This is a genomic window from Bacillus sp. FJAT-27225, from assembly GCF_001685025.1.
Lineage (GTDB): Bacteria > Bacillota > Bacilli > Bacillales > Cytobacillaceae > Bacillus_D.
This window is the reverse complement of sequence record NZ_MAYU01000012.1, coordinates 524338-547544: the sequence shown is the minus strand read 5'-3', so window position 1 is coordinate 547544 and position 23207 is coordinate 524338. Positions and strand designations below refer to the sequence as shown.

Annotated in this window: 26 protein-coding genes and 1 pseudogene; 19 read left to right on the top strand and 8 right to left on the bottom strand. The window is 43.4% G+C overall.

What is annotated here, in order from left to right; genetic code table 11:
- Positions 1-4: 4 nt before the first annotated feature.
- A complete protein-coding gene (locus A8F94_RS10070) occupies positions 5-550 on the bottom strand; it encodes a hypothetical protein (RefSeq protein WP_066199210.1) in 546 nt (181 codons plus the stop codon).
- A 308-nt stretch (positions 551-858) separates the two neighbouring features.
- Between A8F94_RS10070 and A8F94_RS10065 the strand changes: the two genes are divergently transcribed.
- Entirely contained in the window at positions 859-1188 is a 330-nt protein-coding gene (locus tag A8F94_RS10065; protein ID WP_441294184.1) for an ASCH domain-containing protein, read from the top strand.
- Between the two features lie 57 nt (positions 1189-1245).
- Here A8F94_RS10065 and A8F94_RS24970 read toward each other — a convergent pair whose 3' ends face one another.
- The 3 genes from A8F94_RS24970 to A8F94_RS10055 all read right to left on the bottom strand — a co-directional run bounded on the left by A8F94_RS24970 (position 1246) and on the right by A8F94_RS10055 (position 2947).
- The gene (locus tag A8F94_RS24970; protein WP_139070062.1) at positions 1246-1458 is read right to left on the bottom strand and encodes an FAD-binding oxidoreductase; all 213 of its coding nucleotides are present in this window, start codon (positions 1456-1458) and stop codon (positions 1246-1248) included.
- Positions 1434-2540 (bottom strand): NAD(P)/FAD-dependent oxidoreductase, encoded by a 1107-nt coding sequence (locus A8F94_RS10060; protein ID WP_077247643.1) that lies wholly within the window; start codon positions 2538-2540, stop codon positions 1434-1436. Before A8F94_RS10060 ends, A8F94_RS24970 begins: the two co-directional genes overlap by 25 nt.
- A gap of 191 nt (positions 2541-2731) precedes the next feature.
- Positions 2732-2947: a hypothetical protein gene (locus tag A8F94_RS10055; protein WP_066199200.1), complete on the bottom strand. Its 216-nt coding sequence runs from the start codon at positions 2945-2947 to the stop codon at positions 2732-2734.
- A 222-nt stretch (positions 2948-3169) separates the two neighbouring features.
- On the opposite strand from A8F94_RS10055, the gene A8F94_RS10050 reads away from it, so the two are divergent.
- Positions 3170-3664 (top strand): YfbM family protein, encoded by a 495-nt coding sequence (locus A8F94_RS10050; protein ID WP_066199197.1) that lies wholly within the window; start codon positions 3170-3172, stop codon positions 3662-3664.
- 17 nt (positions 3665-3681) lie between these two features.
- Complete coding sequence (locus tag A8F94_RS10045; protein WP_066199193.1) at positions 3682-4494, top strand: GNAT family N-acetyltransferase; 813 nt, start codon at positions 3682-3684, stop codon at positions 4492-4494.
- A gap of 142 nt (positions 4495-4636) precedes the next feature.
- Here A8F94_RS10045 and A8F94_RS10040 read toward each other — a convergent pair whose 3' ends face one another.
- On the bottom strand, positions 4637-5476 hold the full coding sequence (locus A8F94_RS10040) for a DUF1206 domain-containing protein (RefSeq protein WP_066199189.1): 840 nt from the start codon (positions 5474-5476) through the stop codon (positions 4637-4639).
- 111 nt (positions 5477-5587) lie between these two features.
- On the opposite strand from A8F94_RS10040, the gene A8F94_RS10035 reads away from it, so the two are divergent.
- The 14 genes and pseudogenes from A8F94_RS10035 to A8F94_RS09965 all read left to right on the top strand — a co-directional run bounded on the left by A8F94_RS10035 (position 5588) and on the right by A8F94_RS09965 (position 18128).
- Positions 5588-5785: a hypothetical protein gene (locus tag A8F94_RS10035; RefSeq protein WP_066199187.1), complete on the top strand. Its 198-nt coding sequence runs from the start codon at positions 5588-5590 to the stop codon at positions 5783-5785.
- A gap of 74 nt (positions 5786-5859) precedes the next feature.
- Complete coding sequence (locus tag A8F94_RS10030) at positions 5860-6624, top strand: class I SAM-dependent methyltransferase (protein WP_066199184.1); 765 nt, start codon at positions 5860-5862, stop codon at positions 6622-6624.
- A 126-nt stretch (positions 6625-6750) separates the two neighbouring features.
- Complete coding sequence (gene lepB, locus A8F94_RS10025; RefSeq protein ID WP_066199181.1) at positions 6751-7281, top strand: signal peptidase I; 531 nt, start codon at positions 6751-6753, stop codon at positions 7279-7281.
- A gap of 129 nt (positions 7282-7410) precedes the next feature.
- A complete protein-coding gene (locus tag A8F94_RS10020; protein ID WP_066200439.1) occupies positions 7411-7779 on the top strand; it encodes a DUF488 domain-containing protein in 369 nt (122 codons plus the stop codon).
- A 771-nt stretch (positions 7780-8550) separates the two neighbouring features.
- Positions 8551-9002: pseudogene (locus tag A8F94_RS26535) on the top strand (YhcH/YjgK/YiaL family protein).
- A 14-nt stretch (positions 9003-9016) separates the two neighbouring features.
- The gene (locus tag A8F94_RS10005; protein WP_139070061.1) at positions 9017-10687 is read left to right on the top strand and encodes an FAD-binding protein; all 1671 of its coding nucleotides are present in this window, start codon (positions 9017-9019) and stop codon (positions 10685-10687) included.
- 124 nt (positions 10688-10811) lie between these two features.
- Positions 10812-11723, top strand: a complete 912-nt coding sequence (locus tag A8F94_RS10000) for a dihydrodipicolinate synthase family protein (protein WP_066199172.1) — start codon at positions 10812-10814, stop codon at positions 11721-11723.
- A 3-nt stretch (positions 11724-11726) separates the two neighbouring features.
- Complete coding sequence (locus A8F94_RS09995; RefSeq protein ID WP_066199170.1) at positions 11727-12383, top strand: SGNH/GDSL hydrolase family protein; 657 nt, start codon at positions 11727-11729, stop codon at positions 12381-12383.
- Positions 12380-13762 (top strand): ABC transporter substrate-binding protein, encoded by a 1383-nt coding sequence (locus A8F94_RS09990; RefSeq protein ID WP_066199168.1) that lies wholly within the window; start codon positions 12380-12382, stop codon positions 13760-13762. Before A8F94_RS09995 ends, A8F94_RS09990 begins: the two co-directional genes overlap by 4 nt.
- A 72-nt stretch (positions 13763-13834) precedes the next feature.
- Positions 13835-14710 (top strand): carbohydrate ABC transporter permease, encoded by an 876-nt coding sequence (locus A8F94_RS09985; RefSeq protein WP_066199166.1) that lies wholly within the window; start codon positions 13835-13837, stop codon positions 14708-14710.
- 11 nt (positions 14711-14721) lie between these two features.
- Positions 14722-15570: a carbohydrate ABC transporter permease gene (locus A8F94_RS09980; RefSeq protein ID WP_066199161.1), complete on the top strand. Its 849-nt coding sequence runs from the start codon at positions 14722-14724 to the stop codon at positions 15568-15570.
- A 23-nt stretch (positions 15571-15593) separates the two neighbouring features.
- Positions 15594-16283 (top strand): N-acetylmannosamine-6-phosphate 2-epimerase, encoded by a 690-nt coding sequence (locus tag A8F94_RS09975; RefSeq protein WP_066199159.1) that lies wholly within the window; start codon positions 15594-15596, stop codon positions 16281-16283.
- Positions 16284-16370: 87 nt separating this feature from the next.
- Positions 16371-17258, top strand: coding sequence for an ROK family protein (locus A8F94_RS09970; RefSeq protein ID WP_066199153.1), 888 nt, complete (start codon positions 16371-16373; stop codon positions 17256-17258).
- A gap of 12 nt (positions 17259-17270) precedes the next feature.
- A complete protein-coding gene (locus A8F94_RS09965) occupies positions 17271-18128 on the top strand; it encodes a MurR/RpiR family transcriptional regulator (protein ID WP_066199148.1) in 858 nt (285 codons plus the stop codon).
- 817 nt (positions 18129-18945) lie between these two features.
- Here the strand turns inward: A8F94_RS09965 and pdxR are convergent.
- Positions 18946-20346 carry a MocR-like pyridoxine biosynthesis transcription factor PdxR gene (pdxR, locus tag A8F94_RS09960; RefSeq protein WP_175384389.1) on the bottom strand — a complete coding sequence of 467 codons (1401 nt, stop codon included), beginning with the start codon at positions 20344-20346 and terminating at the stop codon, positions 18946-18948.
- Between the two features lie 105 nt (positions 20347-20451).
- Here pdxR and pdxS point away from each other — a divergent pair, with 105 nt between their 5' ends.
- Together pdxS and pdxT are read left to right on the top strand one after the other, a co-directional pair.
- Positions 20452-21336 carry a pyridoxal 5'-phosphate synthase lyase subunit PdxS gene (gene pdxS, locus A8F94_RS09955; protein WP_066199147.1) on the top strand — a complete coding sequence of 295 codons (885 nt, stop codon included), beginning with the start codon at positions 20452-20454 and terminating at the stop codon, positions 21334-21336.
- A 4-nt stretch (positions 21337-21340) separates the two neighbouring features.
- On the top strand, positions 21341-21943 hold the full coding sequence (gene pdxT, locus A8F94_RS09950) for a pyridoxal 5'-phosphate synthase glutaminase subunit PdxT (RefSeq protein WP_066200433.1): 603 nt from the start codon (positions 21341-21343) through the stop codon (positions 21941-21943).
- Positions 21944-22003: 60 nt separating this feature from the next.
- Here pdxT and A8F94_RS09945 read toward each other — a convergent pair whose 3' ends face one another.
- Positions 22004-22555: a GNAT family N-acetyltransferase gene (locus A8F94_RS09945; RefSeq protein WP_066199146.1), complete on the bottom strand. Its 552-nt coding sequence runs from the start codon at positions 22553-22555 to the stop codon at positions 22004-22006.
- Positions 22556-22696: 141 nt separating this feature from the next.
- Entirely contained in the window at positions 22697-23167 is a 471-nt protein-coding gene (locus A8F94_RS09940) for a GrpB family protein (protein WP_066199143.1), read from the bottom strand.
- Positions 23168-23207: the final 40 nt, after the last annotated feature.

The window sequence follows — 23207 nt, the reverse complement described above, 5'->3', positions numbered from 1 at the left end:
TTTATCAGTCATTTTCCCGTTCATTCACCAGCCCTTTTTCTACAAGCACGTTCATCTTTTCCTGTGGAATACTCGGGACCAAATCCCCGTTCTCAACATCAATGGCTTCCCACTCTGAAAAAACAACAAAGTCCTCAGTCACCGGAAGAAACTCGCCCCAATTATAGGAGTTTAACTCCATCGCAATTTCAAAACGAAGTGCTTGGCATGCCGCCCAAATTTCTTCCCATCGGTCGCCTCGCAATAATTCTGCCAGCTGATCTTGATGTGCCCTAAAGGTCGAGTCTTCAATGGTAGTTTGATAGTTAATTGGCATATTTCCAGAGTTCCAAATACTGTACTTGTCTTCAATGCCGTATTCTTCAATGATTTCTTTTCGGTGAGATTCTATACCCAAAGTAATATAACCTAGAACGGGCTCATAATCGGTACCAAGCAGAGATATGTAACAAACCATTTCCCCTGATTCTAATCTTATGCTTTTTACAGCTTTCGGTATTTCATTTAATAAAATACTCTTCATTTCCTTTAGTAACTGTTCCTCTTCCATAATCCACCTCTTTTTGGCAATATATATAAATTAATTCGCGGAATTTTACAAAAATCCTTCTGGAAAATAGCGAATCGGGACGTTTTTACTTTGCCCGGTTCGCAAACTCGAAGTCAGGTAGGCTTTCTCAAAGGGTATACCTTTTAAGGTTGAATCATAGACCGGCAACAACTCCATCAAAACAGAAACAAGACAAAACGAATTCTTATTGATATAACTAGTAAAAAGGGACAAAGCGATTACAGGGTATATGAAAACTCCGATCCCAACACAGTTTTATAATGAGGTGAAATGAAATCGTACATAAAATGGGTTTGCATGAAGAATATTTTCAATCAATCATTGAGGGAAAAAAGAAGGTAGAAGTTCGGTTAAATGATGAAAAGAGACGGAAAATTAGAGTTGGCGATACAATCGAATTTATTAAAATTCCAGAACAAGATGAAACTTTAACCGTCCAAGTAACAGAACTTAGGGAATACAAAACATTTTATGAGATGTATAAAGATATTCCGTTTGAAGATTTCGATTGTGAAGGATGGGCAATGAACGGAATGATAGACGGGACTTATGAAATCTATACTCCTGAACAAGAGAAAGAATGGGGAACGAACGTTGGCAATTACAATCCAATATAAGTAAAAAAGCAATGGCGGCAATATCCCCATTGCTTTTTCAAACGAACGATGAACTCTTCACACTCTCCCAATCAGCGGCCGTTCCCGTAAGTACAACCCAAGCTCCCTGCAGTCACCCTCAACAATATCACGCGCAATGAGCTTTGCCAGCAGCTGCCCATACACCATCCCGTTATCCCCGAACGCAAACAAAAAGTAACAGCCCGGAAATTCATCATACAACCCAACGATTGGCATCCCATCACTTACCGACGCAAAAAACGCCCCCACACAATACTCAGCCTCGGCCTCGACACCCGGAACAGCTTCCCGAGCTCTTCCATCAGCCTATCCCGCTTCTCATCAAGCTTCATATCCCGCTCGCTCGCATCCGACACATCCTCATCATGGCCGCCAATTATAAAACGCCCATCCGGAGTCGTCCGCATGAACAAGAATGGAGCCGCCGTTTCCCACAACAGCATTGGGGTCAGACCCCCAACTCGGCTCGTCGTCACCACATACGTGCTCGTAATCGACGCCTTCTGCTCGGCCTTGATATCCAAACCTTCATACCCTGTCGAAAAAATGGCCCTACGCGCCTTGATGGTATGCCCACTGGAAGTCCGCAACACTACGCTTCCAGGTTTGGCTTCCTTATCCTTGCTCGCCAAACCAACTTGATTCCACTGGGCTCCCTCACCGACCCCTCTGCCAAAACCCCCGGAAGCATCCTCATACTCACACCCAACTACCACGGTCGCCTCAAACACCCGCATCCCTTTTTCAACCGCATAATCAATGAGTGCATGGGTGAACCGGAACGGGTTCATTTCTCCATCGTTAAACGAATAAATCGCTGCCTCCCGGTTAAAGCCAAACCGCTTTTTAATCTCAGCCTTCTGCCAAAAATCCACATTAAAGCCGAACCCTCTCAGTAAATCATACTCCGCCTCAAGCCGCCCTACATCACTCCCGGAGCTAGCGACATAGAGCGTATCCCGCCGCACAAATTCACTGTCGATTCGCCCGTCTCTGGCTGCCCGCTCAATATCATTAATCGCATCCTTTATCAAGTCTAAATGCTGCCTTATGTACTCTTTGCCAAACCGGTCAACAAGCTTGGTATACATCGTTTCACCTGCATATTGAATCAACGCCGACGTCGCACTCGTTGTCCCGCTCCCAATTTGCGCTTTTTCAACGAGCACCACATCAAGCCCGGTCCCGGCCAAATAATAGGCACACTGCGCACCCGAACTGCCGCCGCCCACAATCACAATATCGCATTCAATATCCGCCTCAAGAGCAGGGTAGGAAGGGGCATCGGGGAAAGTCGTCGGCCAAAAAAACGTACCAGAATGCAAATCCATACAAATCCTCCTGAAAATCAACCATACCTATACTATCTCCAGAATCCATTTGAATTAAAATACAAAGGACACTCGTTCTGGTCCGCCGCTGCGATGGCTAAGGGGAGACGGCTCTGCTTTGCGGAACTGTGCTAAACGAAAGCCTTAAAGGATCTTAATTTGCCGAAAAAAATGTAGCAGGCCGATACCTGCTACATTTTGCCCAACTCACTATCAACAATTTCCTTCTGCCGCTCAATAATGTCAATGGCCTGGTCAGATACATCTTTCAATTCCTGGTAAAGCTGCTGTGATGCCTGGGAATCACCCTGGTTCACTTCTTCGTAAATCTGTTCGACCAGCTGACGGCGTTTGTGTCCGGCTTCACGCAGATCGTCTCCAAGCTTTTCAAGTTTCCCAAAGCCCATAACAATCCCTCCTGAAAGCTTTTCACTTATTTTCCCGGAACAAAGTGTTGGCAATCCTGCCCGGTCATGGTAATTATAGGAATGAAGCAGGAAACAACAATAAAAAAGAGAATAAATAATAAACAGCAGGTAGGCGCTAGGAAGGACACTGTTGGATAGACTATACCCGAAAGCTTACTTTTTGAAAAACATTATCATTCGCTATGAAAAGGAGAGTTAACCATGGGTATGTATGCTAGCTTTTACAGAATTAAACCCGAACTGCTTAGGGAACTGAAAGCAAATCCAGAAGAATTCTGGGATATTTACGACACGTCGGATGATATCCAGGATCTTGAACTCGACATCGACAAATCGTGGCACGGGATTTATTTTCTTCTAACTGGGGAAACAGGCGAAGACGAAATCCCTGATAACATTGGCAAAGCCGTCCTTGGCGGAACCGAAATCGGAGAAGATATTTCTGATTATGGACCGGCCCGTTATTTCGAACCACAAGAAGTCGCTCGACTATACGACGAACTCAAGCAAATCCCAGCCTCACAACTTGCCGAGCGATTCAATATAGAGGCACTGAACGCCAATGACATCTATCCGATGGGCAACCGCTGGAGCGCTGAAGATAAAGACTATTTAATCGAATACTATGACTTCCTTGTCAATTACTATAAAACAGCCGCTGAAAATAACGAGGCGATGCTGATGGTGATTGCATAGGCGAGAGGCGGTAGACGATGATAACCGAACTGCAACAACATAATTTCGATAAATGCCAGCCTCTCCTGAACCCGGCTGGCCAGTTGGAGGCAAAAGCAGTCGTGTCTGGCATCAACCCCGGCCGCATTTTCGTTGACAACCCTGATAACCCCGAATCAGGCTTGATCTGGCTCGGTAATAACGATGGCTTCATCTTTATTGGAAACGAGAAAAATGACCAATTTAACTCTCATCTACATTCATTTCTCACCGACACGATTATCCCCGGAGCCAGGAAAGCGGGCCTGGAATGGTTTGAAGGAATGGGCAACCATCCTGGCTGGAATCAAACAATTGAAACTGTCTTCGAAAACCGAAAGCTTGGCACATGGGAGCAGCTTGTCTACAAGATAGACAAGCTCCCGGAAACCGCCATTAGTCTACCGGGAGGGTACAAGATAGAACCGATCAATAATGCGTTGTACAACTCCGATAACATTAAGAATATCGATTTTTTGCACTCGAAAATTCGTTCGTTTTGGCCAACACCACAGCAATTTTTCAAAAATGGACTCGGATATTGCATCATTCACAACAACGATATCGTAAGCATCTGCTTTACTGGTTTTGTTCATGAAAACGTCCATTGCGTGGATATTGAAACAGCCAAGACCCATCGCGGCAAAAAGCTTGCCCAAATACTGGCCGCCATTTATGCAAAAGAGTGCCTTGAAAGGGGAGGTACCGCTTACTGGGACTGCATGAAAAGCAACAAACCATCCGTCGCAGTCGCGGAACAGACAGGCTTCAAACTTTGTTTTACATACACAGGCTATGAATTTCCCTTTTGACAATAGGAAATCAAAAAGGGCGTAACCACATCCGAATCTATTTCGACAATTTCCAAGGAAATATTTTTGAGGGGGTATAGGAACGATGCGCAAATGAGCCCCCCTTTGCCGACAGTACGCCAACCGGGCAGCTCAATTCAATCTACTTTCCAAAATTCATATACTGGTAGCGTCCCCGAATGATTTGGTAGATTCCATATAAAGCAAGTCCAACTGCTACGATTCCCAAGATATACTGGCCATATGGCTGGTTTGCCAGTTCTGTTAAAGCACCTTCCAGGCCTTTGGATTCATTGGGGTCGTGAGTGTATGCCGTGCGCACGAAGAAATACCCAATCATAATTAAAACAATTCCTCGTGAAATCAGCCCGATTTTTCCTGACAGCCTGGCGATTTTCCGTTCCTTGTCATTCATTTCATATGTTTTGAACCTGGCCATGAATTTCTCTTTGGCCCCAGTATAAAGTTCGACAACGCCATATCCGATGATAATAGCTCCGACCAATCCGACCAGCCACACCCCGAATGGCTGCTCCATCAACTTGGCTGAAATCGTCCTCTCCGAATTTTCACCACCCGCACTACCCGTGTGGCTTGCCAGTTTGATTGCAGCGTACGCTACGTTCGTATAAATAATCCCGCTTACAAAGTACCCGGTTCTTTTAACCAGGCCCTTCGCATCTGTCCCTTCATTTTCTGGATCCTTTATCGCCCGAATGAACTCCCATGAAATGTACCCGATTAAGCCAACACCGATTAACGTTAAAACAACTTCTCCAAATGGCATTTCTGCGATTGATTGAAGAACACCCGATGTTCCGGTAATGTCACCTTCTGCCCCGATTGCTGCCAAAGCGGCAAGAACTCCAATCATTCCATAGACGAAACCTTTCGCAATATAACCAAACCGGCCAAAGCGGCGCACCCATGGTTTCACTTCTTTCACTTTATTCATCGTCAATGCTTTTGACGGCATATTCATGCTAGGGACACATCCTCTACAAGTCTCTTAACTCTGAATTCCCGCTTTATAGGAAAAGGAAACAGAAAACTGCTGGCAAAATGGTATTATTAGGATACGGTGGTGGGTGTGATGAAAACTAAAGCAAAAGTGCTTATTGGATTAATTGGTTCTCTTCTAATTTGCCTGTTTGGAGTTTATCGATTACTAAACGAAATTCCAGAAGATGTTCAGCTATTGGTAATTCCGATTGTCTTTGCCGTTTCCGGCTCTATCGGTGTTATTGGTAATGTAATGACTCTGAGAAAAATAAATCACACTTCTAATTGAACGAATGTCGTGTCAATCCATGAAGGATTAACGCTTTTTTATGAAACTCAGATAGCTCGGAGGAGGGAATGAAAATGGATAACTTTGAAGAATACCAAAACCCAATTCTTTATGATACGGAAAATGATACCTACACAGACGATATTGAGTTTTTACTAAAATGGACAAACGGCATGCGAGGCCCGATACTCGATATAGCCTGTGGAACCGGGCGGGGCACGATTCCATTGGCAAAGAGGGGACTGGACCTAATTGGTGTCGATATTCATGCTGGAATGCTTGAAGAAGCGAAGAGAAAAGCAGAAAAACTGGAACTTCAAATTAATTGGGTCGGGCAGGATTGCCGCACCCTTAACCTGGATGTGAAATCACCGCTCGCTTATACGATTGGCAATTCGTTTCAGCATTTCCTTACCAACGAAGACCAGGATTCGTTTTTATCCTCAGTACATAGACACTTGGAAGCCAATGGCCTGTTTATTTTTGGAACACGGTTTCCAAATGAAGAAGAGCTGCTTGCAGCAAGTGAAGAAGAACTGTGGAGAACATATGACGATCCTCAAACAGGATTAACCGTAGATGTTTTCGGCTTGAGTACATATGACTCCCTTAATCAGATTCAGCATAATAAAACAATGAGAAGATTCCGGACAGGCGCTGGCAAAGTCGTCGATGAAAAAACAACCAACATCAGCCTCCGTTACGTCTATCCAAAAGAAATGGAACGAATCCTATCCGCAAATGGATTTAGGATTCTACACGCCTTCGGGGATTGGAGGCAATCCCCTCTAACCAATGAAAGCACCCAAATGATTTACGTCTGCCTGGCAATCCTCTAGCCAGAATGAATAGAGGAGTAGAGCTTCACCCAATTTCTAGAAACAAGTTACTCCTTTGGATTATGACTGAATGGATAGTTGTGGTAAAATGACCCCAAGGACAGCCTCACTGAAAGGGTGATTTATATGGCTAACAGAAAAGAAGTATGGGAATGGATGAAATCAATTGGAGTCGCCCTTGCTATCGTCGTTGTTGTCAGGGCATTCCTGTTTACACCAGTCGTAGTAGAAGGGGCGTCAATGATGCCAACTTTACATAACAACGAACGAATGATGGTCAATAAAATCGGCGATCTGGAACGCTTTGACATCGTGGTCTTCCACGCAAATGAGGAAGAAAACTACATCAAACGCATCATCGGCCTGCCCGGTGATAAGGTAGAATACAAAAACGACAAGCTATACGTTAACGGTAAGGACTATGAGGAAGAATACCTTGATGAATACAAAAAGGAACTCCGTGCTTCCGGTGACAACGGTCCGCTTACATCCGACTTCACCTTCACCGTTCCAAAAAACAATATTTTCGTCATGGGTGACAACCGCCGTAAAAGCATGGACAGCCGCCACATCGGCCCGGTTTCCATGGACAAAGTCATCGGCAAAACCAACATCGTCTTCTGGCCGATCCAGGATGTTAAAATCCTCGATAAATAATTGGCAAAGAGGATGGTTCTCTTAACCAACCAAATAAAGCAGGCTCGGTCCGAGGTTGACCGGGCCTTTATATAGTTGGGGGAACGAGAACGCATTTAATTTAAAAAGGAAATGGGTGATCGGATGAGGATGAGCACTATTTTGTTAAAGCGAATTTATGAGCCGTATGATGAAACAGATGGATGCCGGATTTTGGTGGACCGGATTTGGCCGCGGGGGATTTCAAAAGAGTCTGCCAGGCTGCGCTATTGGTGTAAGGATATTGCTCCGAGCAGTAAATTAAGGGAGTGGTTTTGCCATAAGCCGGAACTGTTTGAGGAGTTCCGCGAACGGTATACGAACGAGCTTCGTAGAGATAAACAGAAGCAAAAACTCCTAAACCAAATTCTTGAAACAGCTGACAATGAACGGGTAACAATTTTGTACGGAGCAAAGGACCAAATCCATAACCATGCGGTTGTATTGTATGAGGAGCTAATAAGCCGGATCGGAAGGTGACATCCGGGCAACAAAAGTCCAACCGTCTACTATCAAATAAGAAGCTGCCCCAAAACTCGTTGATGACGATTCTTTTTAAGGGACAGCTTTATTATTTCCTAACTAAAAAGGCTGATTCAAAGCCCCCTTTAGATCAGCCTTTCCCCATCATATCCCTGAATAACGTCTCCATGTCCTCATCAGTCATCATTCCTTTCGGGAACAACCGGCAATCCGTATATTTTAAGCTGTTATCCGTAAATTCCGAGCTCCTACCCATAAATTTTAAGCTTTTATCCGTAAATTTCGAGCTCCTACCCGTAAATTTTAAGCCTTTACTCGTAAATTCCGAGCTCTTATCCGTAAATAAAATCCTTTATCTGTAAATTCGAAGTTCTTATCCGTAAATTCGAACCGTTTTCTCCTAAGTTCCCCCAAAACGGAAATTGTCTACACTCTCCAGTATAATAATTTCCTTCTACAGGCCTCAACCGGAAATTGTGGGACATCATCCACACTATAATTTCCCTTTAAAACCGGATGATCAATGAAACTGGCCTTGCGCACGTTTTAGCCCCTTATAAAAATAGCCGCGGAGTGCTTATCCTGCAAACGAGTACCGCCCCCACTGGTTGACCATTAATCTTGCCAAACGAGCACCCTCCTCATTAACATTTTGGTGAAAATTTTTTCCAAAAATATAAATTTAAAAGAAAATAATTGCGCTTTCATTTTATTGTGATATAGTTTTTGTGAAAGCGTTTTACTCGCAAAAATAAGGAGCGACTAGAAATGATAGCAGATCATCTTCAAAATTTTGAGCTGTATAAAGGCATAGATGAAAAGGTGAATCAGGCCGTTCGGTACATTCAATCCCACTCGTTCACGGATCTGCAACCAGGGATGCACGAAGTAGAGGGTGAAGAGATTTTTTTCAATTTAATAGAATACGAGACAAAAACGGAAGAGGAACGCTTCTGGGAATCTCACAAAAAGTATCTTGATCTTATTATATTCTTGAAGGCAAGGAATTTATCGCCCATGAGCAATTCGACAGAATGACTGTCAAACAGGATTACGAGGCACAGGATGATTTTTACCTGCTGGATGGCAAGGTGCGGTCCAAGGTAAAGCTGGAACAAGGTAATTTTATGCTGTTATTTCCAAGCGATGCGCATATGACCGGCATTAAGGTGGAGGGGCCCGAGAAGGTAAGGAAAGTAGTTTTTAAAATAAAATTGTAGGATGTGCAATGCAAATGATTAAAGAGATCTTGACAACAGATGTCTTGGTTGTTGGCAGCGGGATTGCAGGTTTGAAGGTAAGTATGGAATTGGCGAAGGCCGGACAGGACATCATTATGTCTACTAAAACTCAGCTATGTTCCGGGTCAAGTTTTTTTCCACTAAAGGCTTCCCTGGGAACACAGGTAACAAAAAACGAAGAAGACAAAACGGTGTTTTTGGAGGATATAGAAGCTGTCAGCCATAATATGCAGGACAGGGAAATGGCGAAAATATATATCGAAGAGATTCAAGACAGGGTCAAGGAATATCCTGAAATCGGTATTGAGCCATATAAGCTTTCTGATGACCGAAAAGCCTGCTTCGCCAACAACGGCAGAACGATTTACATGCTGAAGGACTGGGACAAAATCAGGGAGAATGTTACTGACATTATGGAGAGTTATCCGAACATCTCTCTGATGGAAAGAACAGCTGTCGTTACCTTGTTGAAGGACGGCGAGAGAATTACCGGAGCGATTCTGCTGAACCATGATAATGATTTTATCATGATTAACTGTAAGGCAGTCGTCCTTGCGACAGGCGGATTCGGCAATATTTACAAACACAATTTGAATCCGAATGATGTGGATGGTTCGGGGCATATCCTGGCGCTTGAGGCAGGGGCTAACCTCGTTAATATGGAATTCATTCAGTTTATTCCGGGCTTTACCTCGCCAAAATATAAGACGTTATGGGGAGAGCATACCCTTAATTATTGCCGCGATTTTGTCGATGCGGAAGGAAAAAGCATTTTAAAAGAAGTGCTTCCCGAAGGTATGACGAAGGAAGAGCTCTTTGAAATTCGAAGTACACATGGTCCATTTACCAACTCTCTGCCGTCCAAATATTTCGATATTGCGATGATGAAAGAGATTTTAAAAACGAAAAATGAGGATGGGTTCGAGCTACTCTATGATGCTGACATTTACAAAAATGAAGGCGATTTCTATACCATTTATTTGAATTGGCTGGAAGACCGCGGCATCAACTTGGCCAGAGATAAAATGAAAATCGCGCCTTTTGCCCATGCCAGCAATGGCGGGGTGAAAATCGATGGCCATGGCAGAACTGGGATACCCGGGCTTTATGCGATCGGCGAACTGGCCGGGGGGATAGAAGGAGCCAACCGTTTGGGCGGGAATTCAACCGGAGCATGCATGGTGTTTGGGAAACGAGCCGCGCAGGATTGCCTGGAATTTGTAAAAAGCGCAGAACGGGTAGACATCAATCCTGACGAGGTGGCGACTCACCTGACTCGTCTAATCCAGCCGTATTCAAAGGAAACACAAGCTTCGCTGACACCGAACGAAGTAATGGATGCAGTCAGGGAAATCATGTGGTTTCATGGAAACGTGATTCGCACTGAAAAAAATCTTCAAGCGGCTTTGGAAAAAATCGCCGAAATTAAGTCTTCCTTCAATATGGAATCCTTTATCACTTCAGTAAAAGAGCGAAAAAGTGCGTTTAAAGCTAGAAACTTCCTGATACTTTCGGAACTCCTCTTAAAAGCAATGCTGGAAAGAAGAGAGAGCAGAGGGGCACATTATCGCGAGGACTATCCGGAGGAGCAAGAATCGTATAATAAAAGGTTATTTGTTTCACTGGAAAAAGAGGATATTACCATGTATTTTGAAAAAACATAAAACCAAAAGGTGAAAATTTTTTCCAAAAACAAATAAGATGAAGAAAATTAGTTGCAAAACTCTTAATATATGTTATATTCAAAATGTAAACGATATCAAAATAATAATTCAGGTGGGGAAAGACATGAATCTAGAAAAGTATAAAGGTATTATCCCTGCATTCTATGCTTGTTACGATGAGTCGGGAGAAGTATCGGAGGCTAGAACAAAGGATCTATGCAACTACCTTTTTGAAAAGGGTGTCAAAGGCCTTTATGTCGGTGGAAGCTCAGGGGAATGCATTTATCAAAATCTTGAAGAAAGAAAGGCAACGCTGAAATATGTTGCCGAAGCTCTTAAAGGAAAGCTGACATTGATTGCCCATGTTGGTGCGCCTTCAACAAGAGAAAGTGTTATCCTGGCAAAATATGCGGCAGAGCTCGGGTATGATGCGCTATCTGCTATTCCGCCAATTTACTTTAAACTGCCTGACAGTTCGGTAATCAAGTATTGGACAGAGATTATCGACGCGACTGAACTGCCATTTATTATTTATAACATTCCACAGACAACTGGATACAATCTATCAATTCCAACCTTTAAAAAGTTGATAGAAAACAAAAAGGTAATTGGTGTAAAAAACTCCTCCATGCCAGTAATGGATATTGAAAGATTCAAAGCGGCTGCCGGAGAAAACTTTATCGTCTTCAATGGCCCGGATGAACAGTATGTATCCGGAAGGTTGATTGGGGCAGACAGCGGAATTGGCGGCACATATGCGGCAATGCCTGAATTGCTGTTAAAAGCAGAAGAGTTCGTTTCGACCGGCAATTTTGAACAAGCAAAAAACATTCAGCGTGATATTAACGACATCATCATTGCTTTATGTTCCTTGAATGGCCATATGTATTCCGCCATTAAAGAGCTGTTGAAATTAAGAGGCGTCAATATCGGAAGCGTACGAGGCCCGCTTGAGCCAGTAACAGGCGAGGATTTGAATAAGGTAGCAGAAATTAAGGATCACATTGACAATACAATTCAAAAATACAGGGCATAAAAAATGAAAAGAAGAATCGTCTGCTTCGGTGATTCGAATACGTGGGGCTTTGATGCAAAATCCCAGGAACGATTTCCAGAAGGCGTCAGATGGACAAGCCTTCTTGCTGAAAAGCTGGGCGAACAGTTTCAGGTTGTGGAAGAAGGGCTTTCGGGGAGGACGGCTGTTATCGATGATCCTCTCTTTGAAGGATTAAATGGCCTGAATTATATCCATCCGTGTTTAATGAGCCATGCGCCGCTTGAAATGGTCATCATCATGTTAGGTACAAATGACACGAAAGAGAGATTTCATTTCACTTCGTATAACATTGCACAAGGGATCGCACGGCTCGCGAAAAAAGCCAAAAGTACGCCTGCCGGCATAAACGGCGAAGGTCCGAACGTGCTGGTAATTGCTCCGCCTCCGATTGGCAAGGAGTACTTCGATACCGAAGTAGGAAAATCGATGGGAAAAGGCTGTGACATCAAGTCGGCAGAGTTATCCCTGCACTTGGCGGAACTCTTGCAACTGGAGGAAATAGACTTTCTCGATACAAAAGGCATGGTTCCAATGAATACGGTTGATTTTATGCATTTAGATGAGGAAGGACACAAGCTTCTCGCAGAGCTTGTCTTCAATAAACTAAAAACTATGTTATCAAGGGAGAGAAAGATATGAGAAAAAAGCGTTTTTTTGCAACCGCTTTATCCGGCATCCTGGCAGCTTCCGTTTTCTTGGCTGGATGTTCAAGTGATGAGTCCGGCAAATCGTCTGGAGGATCATCAGACGGAAAAACAGTCGAATTGTCCCTGATGCTGACGCCGCAATGGAAGGGTGTCATGGATTCCTCTGAACAAGGGGCAGATTATGACAGCTTCTTCAAGCATGCTGCCGAAAAATTCTCAGAGCAATACAAGGAGCATGACGTTAAAGTAAACGTGGAAGTCATTGCCAGTGACCAGCGTGATGAACTGTTGAACGTTAAATTAAACGGCGGTACTCCGCCAGATATCTTCTTTGAAAGTACATTTGCCATGGGTGACTACGCTCATCGCGGTGCATTGGTTCCTCTAAATGATATTGTCGACGAGGATGCAAAGAAGGATATTGACCAAAGTTATTGGGACAGCGTGACCTTTGGAGAAGATATTTACTTCTATCCGTTCTCCCATATGCCGGGAACGTTATCCTACAATGCAGATATGTTTAAAGAGGCAGGCCTTGAAGAATATATCGGCGATGAGAATGAAATTAAAACATGGACTCTCGAAGAATATGAAACAATTTTAAATACGCTAAAGGAAAAGTTGCCAAACGATACGTATCCAATGGGCCTTTATGCGCTGAATAATCAAGGTGATACATGGAATCTTGCTTATTTAAGGATGTTTGGCAGTGAGTTCTTTGATAAAAAAGGAAATATTATCGTTGGTGATGAGAAGGGTGCAAAAGCAGCTGAATGGTTAAAGAAAACATATGATGCCGGTTTGAGCAATCCTGGTGCAGAATCTGTTTCTTCCAACGACGTACTGGCTATGTTTAAAAACCAAAAAATTGCAATCGCCTTCACAAACTCCGTTTTATTTAATAACACAAAAGCGGAAATGGAGGAAGGGAAAGCACCTAAATTCGATATCAGACTAGCAAACATTCCATCTGAAAGCGGCGACCCATTAAGCTTTACGTATGTGTCCGGCGCGGCAGTATTTAATACACAAGATGAAACTAGAATGAAAGTAAGTAAGGATTTTGTTAAATTCTTCTCGACTGATCCTGAACTCGTTAAAGCATCGAAAAATGGTGTTCCTGTCAGAACGTCTGTGGTAGATGAATTTAAGTCAGAAAACCCATTATTTGAAGCGTATGATAAAAACTCTCCATACTTGTTCAACTTTACAGGAAGCGTACCTGGTTACAGCGAGTTGAGACAGGCGTTATATCCTGAACTGCAAGCGCTCTTTACAGGCCAGAAGTCACCAGAAGATGCGGTCAAGGATTATGAGAAGAATGGCAACCGAATCATAAAAGAAGCGAGAGAAAACTCTGCCATTGAATAACCTTCTTCGTTAAAACATAAACAATAAAGCCCCTCCTTTGGGGCTTTACTGTTAGAAAGGTTAAGGATCTTTATGAAGTTTAACAAGCATGTTTTTAAGGAGAATATGACAGGATACTTGTTTATCGCTCCGCAGCTGATCCTGTTTTTACTATTCCTTGTCTATCCAATCATTGAAGGAATTCGCTTATCCTTATACAAAATTAACTACACTAATCAAGTATTTGTCGGTTTTGAAAACTATCAAAGGCTGTTTGAAAACCCTGTGTTTGTCAAATCGACAATCAATACCGTCATATTCGTCGTTTGTATAGTTGCTTTAACAGTAGCATTTGCCTTGTTTGTGTCTGCGGCTGTATTCGATAAAAACGCAAAATATGTTTCGTTTATTAGAGGAGCCTATTACATCCCGGTAATGGTTTCAATGGTTGTAATGAGTATGGTTTGGAGCTTTTTGCTTAATCCGGCAAATGGATTAATTTCGTATATCATGAAGCAGATGGATATGGGGCAGATAAACCTGTTGGGGAATCCGAACACCGTATTGCCCGTGATTATATTCGTGACTTTTGCAACTAACGTTGGTCAAGCGATCATTCTTTATATAGCTTCGATGATCGGGGTTCCAAAGGAACTTTTTGAAGCGGCAGAAGTGGATGGTGCCAGCCGTAAGACGATCATCTTTAAAATTCTGATTCCATTGGTAAAACCTACTACAATCTATATTACAATTATTAATATTATCGCCGTTTTAAAAATCTTCGTTGTCATCCAACTCTTAACTGGCGGAGGACCAAACAATGCATCAACGACACTAATGTACTTCTTGTATAATAACGCCTTTAAGTACAACCAGCTCGGAATTGCTTCTGCTGTCGGCGTGATTATGTTCTTGATTACATTGGCGTTATCGGTTCCACAATTAAGAGCAATGTTTAAGAAGGATTGAGGTGACAGGTGATGTTGAAGGAGAAAAATAAAAATAAACGAAAAAGAGAAACGGTTGACGTTGTTGCAAACGTGATTGTTATATTCTTTGCAATCCTGAACCTGTTTCCTCTTTACTGGTTAGTTACCAGCTCATTTAAAAATAGTGCCGATGTTATAAAAATGCCGCCAGATTGGTTCCCGACTACATTTACTTGGAGTAACTATATAGATGTGTTCCAGAACCAGCCGGCCTTGAAATGGACATTTAATAGTATTTATGTCTCGTTAGTTACCACGATTGCCGTGATTATCGTTAGTTCCCTTGCAGCCTATGCATTTTCAAAGCTCAAGTTTAAAGGGAAGAATGTTATCTACATTATCTTTATTTCCAGCTTAATGATTCCAAAAGAAGTGATGATTGTTCCATTGTTCAGGATTATCCAGGATTTCGGCATGGTCAATTCGCTTCAGGGGATGATTTGGCCGAACGTAGCGACAGCCTTTGGGGTATTCTTGCTGAAGGGATTCTTTGACTCAATCCCTGACTCACTTCGGGAAGCCGCCAAGATTGACGGCGCGGGTGAATTTTATACCTTCTACAAGATCATTATGCCGATTGTAAAACCAGGTATTGGTGCCCTGTTCATTTTGAACTTCGTAACGGTATGGAACGATTACCTATGGCAGCTCGTTGTTGGCCAGAGTTCGGAATCGAAAACGTTAATGGTTGGTATTGCTTCATTAATGCAGGATCTAAACCCGAACTTTGCCTATAAGATGGCAGGGGCAACAGTTGCAGCAATCCCGATGATCGTCATCTTTATTTTCTTCCAAAAATACTTTACTAAAGGTTTGGCGATTGGTGCAGAAAAAGGATAAAATTTTACTTGGAGTTGCTATAAATGGATAATAAGAATAAAATTTTTGACCAGCTTAAAGGAAATTTAATTGTTTCCTGCCAAGCTCTGCCCGAGGAGCCGCTTCATAGCCCATTTATTATGGGCAGAATGGCATATGCAGCCAAACTTGGCGGGGCAAAGGGTATTCGTGCTAATAGTGTAGAAGATATAAGGGAAATCAAGAAAACAGTTGATTTGCCAATTATCGGTATTATCAAGCGCGTCTTTGACGATTCCGATGTGTTTATTACTCCTACTTTAGAAGAAATTGACCTTCTTTATCAGGAAGGTGTCGATATCATTGCCCTGGATGCGACCAATCGAATCAGGCCTGACGGCAAGACGATCGAAGAAGTATTTCCTGTTATAAAAGAAAAATATAAAGACCAACTCTTTATGGCAGATTGTTCTACTTTTGAAGAAGGAAAGAAAGCATACGAACTTGGCTTTGATTGTGTTGGGTCGACGTTGAGTGGCTATACTGACTACACACAAGGAAGAACGCTGCCTGACACGGAGATGCTTCGGAAGTTGGCTAGTGAACTGCCGGTCCCGGTAATTGCCGAGGGAGGCATTTGGACACCTGAACAATTAAAGGCTGTTTTTGAAGCTGGAGTTCATACAGCTGTAGTCGGCACAGCGATCACAAGGCCGATGGAAATTACGAAAAGGTTTGTCAACGCCATTCTTTAATGGAGAAAATTTTTTCCAAAGCATAATCCCTCGAGTCTCTCGCGGGATTTTGTTTCTTAACGTGTAAGTAGCGAGAGGGTGAATAAGGTGAAAATAGTTGCCATCGATATCGGGGGTACTTCAATCAAGACATGCCTCTCCGATGAAGCAGGAAATATAGAGCTATTTCAAGAATATGATACTGAAAGTAAAAAGGGCGGCCCATATATAGTAGAAAAACTGATTAAGATTATTTCAGGATTTACTGGCTTCGATGCGATCGGCATAAGTACTGCCGGGCAGGTTGACAGTGAAGAAGGTTCTATTATTTACGCCAATGAAAACATCCCAAATTATACCGGAACACGATTAAAAGAGATTTTAGAGGGAACATTTAAAGTGCCTGTTAAGGTCGAAAACGATGTAAACGCCGCGGCGTTAGGGGAAAAATATTTTGGCGCCGGACGGCAATTTACAGATTTCCTCTGTTTAACATACGGAACCGGGATAGGCGGAGCCATCATCCTTGATTCAAAGGTTTACAAAGGAGCCAAGGGGGTTGCCGGCGAATTTGGGCATATGATCACCCATCCTCACGGCAATCAATGTAACTGCGGCGGACGCGGGTGCTACGAAACATATGCTTCTACAACCGCCCTAGTAAAAAAAGCAATGGAAATTGATCCAGAATGTACAAATGGCAAGGTTATTTTTGGTAAAATCAAGCTAGGGAATTCTGCGTTAGAAAACGTCGTGAACGATTGGGTTGAGGAAGCCGCCCTGGGGCTGGCATCATTGATCCATATTTTCAACCCGCCTGCGATTATTGTCGGCGGCGGTGTCATGGAGCAGGAATTCCTAGTAGAAAAAGTTTCTGATCAAGTACAAGAAAGTATTATGGAAAGCTTTTCTGATGTAAAAATAATCAAAGCTTCGTTAGGAAATAAAGCCGGGATGCTGGGGGCAATTTCACTTCACCTGCGAAGTGAGGATTAAAAGGAGTGTATCATGGCAAATGTCGACATTTTTTCACTGATTCGTTCAAGATATAACGCTTTTACGAATACCGAAAAAAAAGTTGCGGACTACATCATTGAGAATACAAAAGATGTTCTTTATATGTCGATCACAGACCTTGCTGATGCCTGCAATGTAGGTGAGTCTAGTGTTTTTAGATTCTGTAAAACAATGAATCTGAAAGGATATCAAGAATTTAAAATCGTCCTCGCTCACAGCGTATCATCACAAGACGAAGGGACTCCTCAGCTATCAAGCGAAATTACGATGAATGATACAATTGGGGACCTGTCTTCGAAAATTTTAAGAACAACTGTAAATGCCCTAACACAAACCCGCAACCTGCTAAATGAAAGCGGTATCTCGTTGGCAATCGATTATATGATAGCGGCAAACCGAATTCACTTTTTCGGAGTTGGAGCCTCACTCATGACGGCTATGGAAGCCAAGAATAAGTTTATACGGATCACTAATAAAACCGAATGCTCGCTTGACACACATCTGCAGGTGATGTCAGCCGCGTTGATGTCGGAAAACGATGTCGCCGTGTTAATCTCTTATTCAGGATCAACTAAGGATACCATCGATGTCGCAAAAGTAGTAAAAGAACGGGGAGCCAAAATCATCTCCATCACCCGATTCGCCAAATCGCCGCTAACGAATTATGCGGATATCACCCTGCTTTGCGGTGCCAATGAAGGCCCGCTCCAAGGCGGCAGCCTAAGCGCAAAAATCTCACAGCTATACCTGCTCGACCTTCTGTATGTGGAGTATTTCAAACGAACATTCAAGGAATCAGCGCAAAACAAGGAATTGACCGCTAATTCTGTTATTGAAAAAATGCTGTAGCAGTGAATAGGCGGTTAAGGGGGCGGCTCTGGTTAGCCAACTTTCAACATAATGAAAGGCCCGGTCATTTGGACTGGGTCTTTCGTGTATTTCTCTGCATCCCAGAGCTATTGGTGACGTTTTGCGTGTGTGCGAGGTCTAAAACGTTACTAATACGCGCTATTGGTAACGTTTTGCTTGTATGCAAGGCCTGAAATGGTACCAATACAAGCTATTAGTGACATTTTGGGTGTGTGCAGGGCCCAAAACGGTACCAATGGCTGCCAGGAAAAAACCTAAAGGATTGTAAATCAGTCAATGAAATCCTAAGTGTTTATTAAACTCAATACAGGGGAAGCCACAACTAATTGGTTGGTGGACATTTCATCTGTTCTAGACACCCAAAATGTCCACGAATACCTTGTTGGTGGACGTTTCATCGGTTCTAGACAACCAAAACGTCCACGAATACCTTGTTGGTGGACGTTTCATCGGTTCTAGACACCCAAAACGTCCACGAATACCTTGTTGGTGGATATTTCATCGGATCTAGACAATCAAAACGTCCACGAACACCTTGTTAGACAACCCGACGCCAGATCGTTGAGAGCCTTTTTAAAACCAGCAGGAGAAAATGCAATTCATTTTCGAACGAGTCTCACACATCTTTACGATCTTATCAGTATTCAACTATTATTTTTGTAAACAATTTCCTTTTGTGCGTCTCAACCGGAAATTGTTTGTCCTCACCAGTACACAAATTTCCTATAACGAAAGTTTGCTATCCTGTAAATTTTAACAATCAGCCGCTGGCATACTCACCCCGCAAACCAGAACCTTACCCTTCAGCCATCCCCCAACACTTCATCAACCGATGGATGCCTGCTTCAAGGTGCTCGAGCGGAATGCCGCCAAAACCCAATAAGAAAGTAGGATGTGCATACTCAATAGGCCGCAGCAAATAATCGCTTACCGGATAAATAGCGATGCCGTGATCCGCTGCAATCTGCTTTAATTCCGCTTCATTCTTAGCAAGCGGCACAGAAATTAAAATATGCATCCCGGCCTGGTCGCCGGTGAATGCGACATCAGGATAATACGTCTCAAACACCTGCGTGATTTTGTCATGCTTTTTGCCGTAAATTTTCCGCATCCGGTTCAGGTGTTTTGAAAAATGCCCGTCCCTCATGAAGCTGGCCAAAATGTGCTGGTCGAACCGTGGTACGGTTGCCGAGTAATAGCTGAAGGTCTCCTTGTATTTCCTAAGCAAAGTAGCTGGCAGCACCATATAGGCCACCCGCAATGATGGCATTAACGACTTGGTAAACGTGCTGATGTAAATAACCTTCCCGTTCTTGTCCAGCCCATGTAACGCAGGAATTGGCTTTCCAATATAGCGAAACTCGCTATCATAGTCGTCCTCAATGATATAGCGATTTTCATCCGCTGACGCCCATTTCAACAGCTGCGTTCTCCTGGCTGCTGATAAAACGGCTCCGGTCGGAAACTGGTGAGAGGGGGTAATGTACACAACATTGGCGTTTGTATTTTCAAGTTCGTCGACAACCAGACCATCTTCATCAACCGGCACCGGAATGGCGCTGCCCCGCAAGTGTATTCTCGGAATCGCAGAATATCCTGGGTTCTCGAGGGCAAACTTCGAGTCGTTCTCCAACAATCGCAAAATCATCGGCAGCAGATGCTCCGTCCCCGAGCCAATCACAATCTGTTCCGGCCGGCAGACAATTCCCCTCGATTGAAAAAGATAGTTCGCAATTTCTGCCCGCAGCGCGTATTCCCCTTGAGGTTCGCCAATTTGCAAAAGTTCCTTTGAACCGTCTTCAAATAAATCTTTTGCGTATTTCCGCCAAACTGAAAACGGAAACGAGTCCCCATCTATTTTTCCGGGATGGAAGTCGAATTCGTACGATTTTTTCACATCCCGCTCAACAGGCAAATCCAGCACTTCTTTTTCGACATAAGGCAATTCATCAATCTCTTCGACAAAAAAACCCACCCGCGGCCGCGATACGATAAAGCCTTCCGCTAGAAGCTGGGCGTAAGCAATTTCAACCGTCGTTTGGCTGATATTCAGGAAATCAGCCAGTTTTCTTTTAGAAGGCAATTTCGTGCCGACAGCGATTTGCTTATGGATAATCGCTTCCTTTATTCCGCTATAAAGCTGGTCATATAAGGGCTTGTCTGTACTCTTATCCAACCTAAACATCAGCATATCCATTTGCAACCCTCCAAACTGACCTTAGCGTTTTTCGAAAAACTGAGTCTTTTACTATAGTCAATATCTATTATACTGAAAATTATTAACTTATTGGAGGGTTTTTTCATGAAACAGCTTGGAACCGAACTAGTAAAACGTGGAATGGCCGAAATGCAAAAGGGCGGCGTCATCATGGACGTTATCAATGCGGAGCAGGCAAAAATCGCTGAAGCTGCAGGCGCAGTTGCGGTTATGGCGCTTGAGGCAGTTCCATCCGATATCCGTAAGAATGGCGGAGTTGCCCGTATGGCAGATCCCCGCATCGTTGAGGAAGTGCTGAATGCTGTATCGATTCCGGTCATGGCAAAAGCACGAATTGGCCACATCGTTGAAGCACGCGTGCTGGAAGCAATGGGTGTCGACTACATAGACGAAAGTGAAGTATTAACACCTGCTGACGAAGAATTTCATCTTTTAAAAAGCAATTACACTGTACCGTTCGTTTGCGGTTGCCGTGATTTAGGAGAAGCTGCGCGCCGGATCGGTGAAGGAGCGTCAATGCTTCGCACAAAAGGTGAACCAGGAACAGGAAACATCGTTGAAGCAGTTCGCCATATCAGAAAAGTGAATGCACAAGTACGACGCGTCGTCGGTATGAACGAAGATGAATTGATGACGGAAGCAAAAAATCTTGGAGCACCATTTGAATTGCTGTTGGAAATTAAAAAACTTGGACGCCTGCCAGTTGTTAATTTTGCTGCCGGCGGAGTAGCGACACCTGCTGATGCTGCGCTAATGATGGAACTGGGGGCGGATGGCGTATTTGTTGGTTCAGGCATTTTCAAATCCGAAAACCCTGAGAAGTTCGCTCGCGCAATTGTAGAAGCAACAACTCACTACCAGGACTACAAACTGATTGCCGAAATTTCTAAAGAGCTGGGCACGCCGATGAAAGGCATCGATATTTCAACACTTCATCCAACAGAACGGATGCAGGAACGTGGCTGGTAAGATGCTGAAAATCGGAGTACTGGCATTACAAGGTGCAGTCAGAGAGCATGTGAGGCAAATTGAAGAGCTAGGCTGCGAGGCAGTTGCGGTCAAATCAGTTGGAGATCTCCAGGAACTGGACGGCCTCGTACTACCTGGCGGGGAAAGCACAACCATGCGGAAGCTGCTTGACCGTTACGAGTTGCTTGAGCCAATCCACGGATTAGCCGCCCAAGGCGTTCCGATGTTCGGAACATGTGCGGGCCTGATTCTTTTGGCAAAAGAAATCGTCGGTTACGATGCGCCGCATCTAGGCGTAATGGACGCAGTCGTCGAACGGAACTCATTCGGGCGGCAAGTTGACAGCTTCCAAGTCGAACTGTCTGTTGAAGGAGTCGGCGAAGACATTCCCGCCGTCTTCATCCGGGCACCGCATATCGTATCGGTCGGGGAAAACGTCAAAGTCCTCGCAACTCACGAAGACCGGATTGTCCTGGCTCAAGACGGCCAATTCCTTGGCTGCTCCTTCCACCCTGAACTTACACAAGACACCCGAATTATGCGCCACTTCATTGAAATGGTCACACTCAGCAAAGAGGGACGTTTCTCATTAGCTGAAGCGAACTAACAACACAGCAAACGGGGACGGTTCTATTAAGCTTTCGCTAAGTAGAGCCGTCCCCATTCACTATGACTTTGCATTTATAACGTATACTAGATGATCAGTCCATTTGTCGTCTTCGTAAATGAACCCTTTCCTCGTGCATTCATAAACCATTCCAACGCTTTCTGCTATCTTTATAGATGCTATATTATCAAGGTTTATATGGGCTTCTATCCGATGGTAATTTAATTTTTCAAATGCAAAATCAATTGCTGCTTTTACGGCTTCTTTACCATAACCTTGCCTCCAGAATTGGTTATGTATTGTATATCCAAACCTGGCCCATTGATATTCTTCCCTCATAATTGTCGAAAAGTCTATAAAGCCAATATGAGCATGATCTGCTTTTCTAAACACCCCAAACACATATACCTCGTCATTCTCGGCCATCTGATGATGTTTAGTAACTAAATCCCGGAACCATTCCTTCGTACAGATGCTCATATCCAATTTCCCTTCATCGTATTTATGTTGAGAAGGGAACCGATTTTCATATTGTGTAAGCCATGTGGAATAATCTTTCTCTTCTAGTAATCGAATAACTAATCTTTCTGTTTCAGTTCCTACCTTATACAATCAAACACCTCATCTAGAAATACTTCCTTATTTATGTGCTCGAAAACCGAACCCGTCCTATTTTGCCCCGGGCCTTTTCCTGTCTTTGGTTTTGTGTAAAGAAATGAACTAATAAATAGTGCCAATGAGAGACCCGTCCCTTTAGCCATCTACACGTTTAAACTCCGGCGTTTCCATTAACCTTTCGAAGAAGCTGTTTTTTGCCTCTCTATAAAGTTCCATATCTCTTCCTTCATATTTTCTCTTCAAATCATCATATTTCTTTCTGTACTTATCATTTGACAGCAAAACATCTCGTAGTTTCCAGAAGATATCAAGTTCTGAATCGATAACAGTTAGCTGCACACCCAAAGGGAGAACTTCTGAATCGTCTTTAAACGCTCTGAACGATTCCGTTTTTGAACTGCCCTCGTTAAGCTGATACAACTTTGAAAGTTTCCGGACTGCTTCTGGAAAGTCAGTTGCGCTAACCCTGACTTGTATATCCAAATCCCCCTTTGTCAGGCTGTTTGGGACTGCTGAACTTCCAACGTGCTGGATATCTGCTTCTGGCAGTACTTTTAAGATTACGGCTTTGTGCCGCAAAAAAGTTTCCTCAACCTTTTCAAAGATAGCATTGCTTTTAGTAAAATTAACCGTCTCCGTTTAAATC

Coding starts and splice junctions, on each gene's coding strand:
- pdxR (WP_175384389.1), bottom strand. CDS start 20,346: ATGGATATGCTGATGTTTAGGTTGGATAAGAGTACAGACAAGCCCTTA.
- A8F94_RS10050 (WP_066199197.1), top strand. CDS start 3,170: ATGGGTATGTATGCTAGCTTTTACAGAATTAAACCCGAACTGCTTAGG.
- A8F94_RS10030 (WP_066199184.1), top strand. CDS start 5,860: ATGGATAACTTTGAAGAATACCAAAACCCAATTCTTTATGATACGGAA.
- A8F94_RS10060 (WP_077247643.1), bottom strand. CDS start 2,540: ATGGATTTGCATTCTGGTACGTTTTTTTGGCCGACGACTTTCCCCGAT.
- A8F94_RS10020 (WP_066200439.1), top strand. CDS start 7,411: ATGAGCACTATTTTGTTAAAGCGAATTTATGAGCCGTATGATGAAACA.
- A8F94_RS10055 (WP_066199200.1), bottom strand. CDS start 2,947: ATGGGCTTTGGGAAACTTGAAAAGCTTGGAGACGATCTGCGTGAAGCC.
- A8F94_RS09980 (WP_066199161.1), top strand. CDS start 14,722: ATGTTGAAGGAGAAAAATAAAAATAAACGAAAAAGAGAAACGGTTGAC.
- A8F94_RS10070 (WP_066199210.1), bottom strand. CDS start 550: ATGGAAGAGGAACAGTTACTAAAGGAAATGAAGAGTATTTTATTAAAT.
- A8F94_RS09975 (WP_066199159.1), top strand. CDS start 15,594: ATGGATAATAAGAATAAAATTTTTGACCAGCTTAAAGGAAATTTAATT.
- A8F94_RS10065 (WP_441294184.1), top strand. CDS start 859: ATGGGTTTGCATGAAGAATATTTTCAATCAATCATTGAGGGAAAAAAG.
- lepB (WP_066199181.1), top strand. CDS start 6,751: ATGGCTAACAGAAAAGAAGTATGGGAATGGATGAAATCAATTGGAGTC.
- A8F94_RS10000 (WP_066199172.1), top strand. CDS start 10,812: ATGAATCTAGAAAAGTATAAAGGTATTATCCCTGCATTCTATGCTTGT.
- pdxS (WP_066199147.1), top strand. CDS start 20,452: ATGAAACAGCTTGGAACCGAACTAGTAAAACGTGGAATGGCCGAAATG.
- A8F94_RS09990 (WP_066199168.1), top strand. CDS start 12,380: ATGAGAAAAAAGCGTTTTTTTGCAACCGCTTTATCCGGCATCCTGGCA.
- A8F94_RS10035 (WP_066199187.1), top strand. CDS start 5,588: ATGAAAACTAAAGCAAAAGTGCTTATTGGATTAATTGGTTCTCTTCTA.
- A8F94_RS09995 (WP_066199170.1), top strand. CDS start 11,727: ATGAAAAGAAGAATCGTCTGCTTCGGTGATTCGAATACGTGGGGCTTT.
- A8F94_RS10005 (WP_139070061.1), top strand. CDS start 9,017: ATGATTAAAGAGATCTTGACAACAGATGTCTTGGTTGTTGGCAGCGGG.
- A8F94_RS10045 (WP_066199193.1), top strand. CDS start 3,682: ATGATAACCGAACTGCAACAACATAATTTCGATAAATGCCAGCCTCTC.
- A8F94_RS10040 (WP_066199189.1), bottom strand. CDS start 5,476: ATGAATATGCCGTCAAAAGCATTGACGATGAATAAAGTGAAAGAAGTG.
- A8F94_RS09965 (WP_066199148.1), top strand. CDS start 17,271: ATGGCAAATGTCGACATTTTTTCACTGATTCGTTCAAGATATAACGCT.
- A8F94_RS09985 (WP_066199166.1), top strand. CDS start 13,835: ATGAAGTTTAACAAGCATGTTTTTAAGGAGAATATGACAGGATACTTG.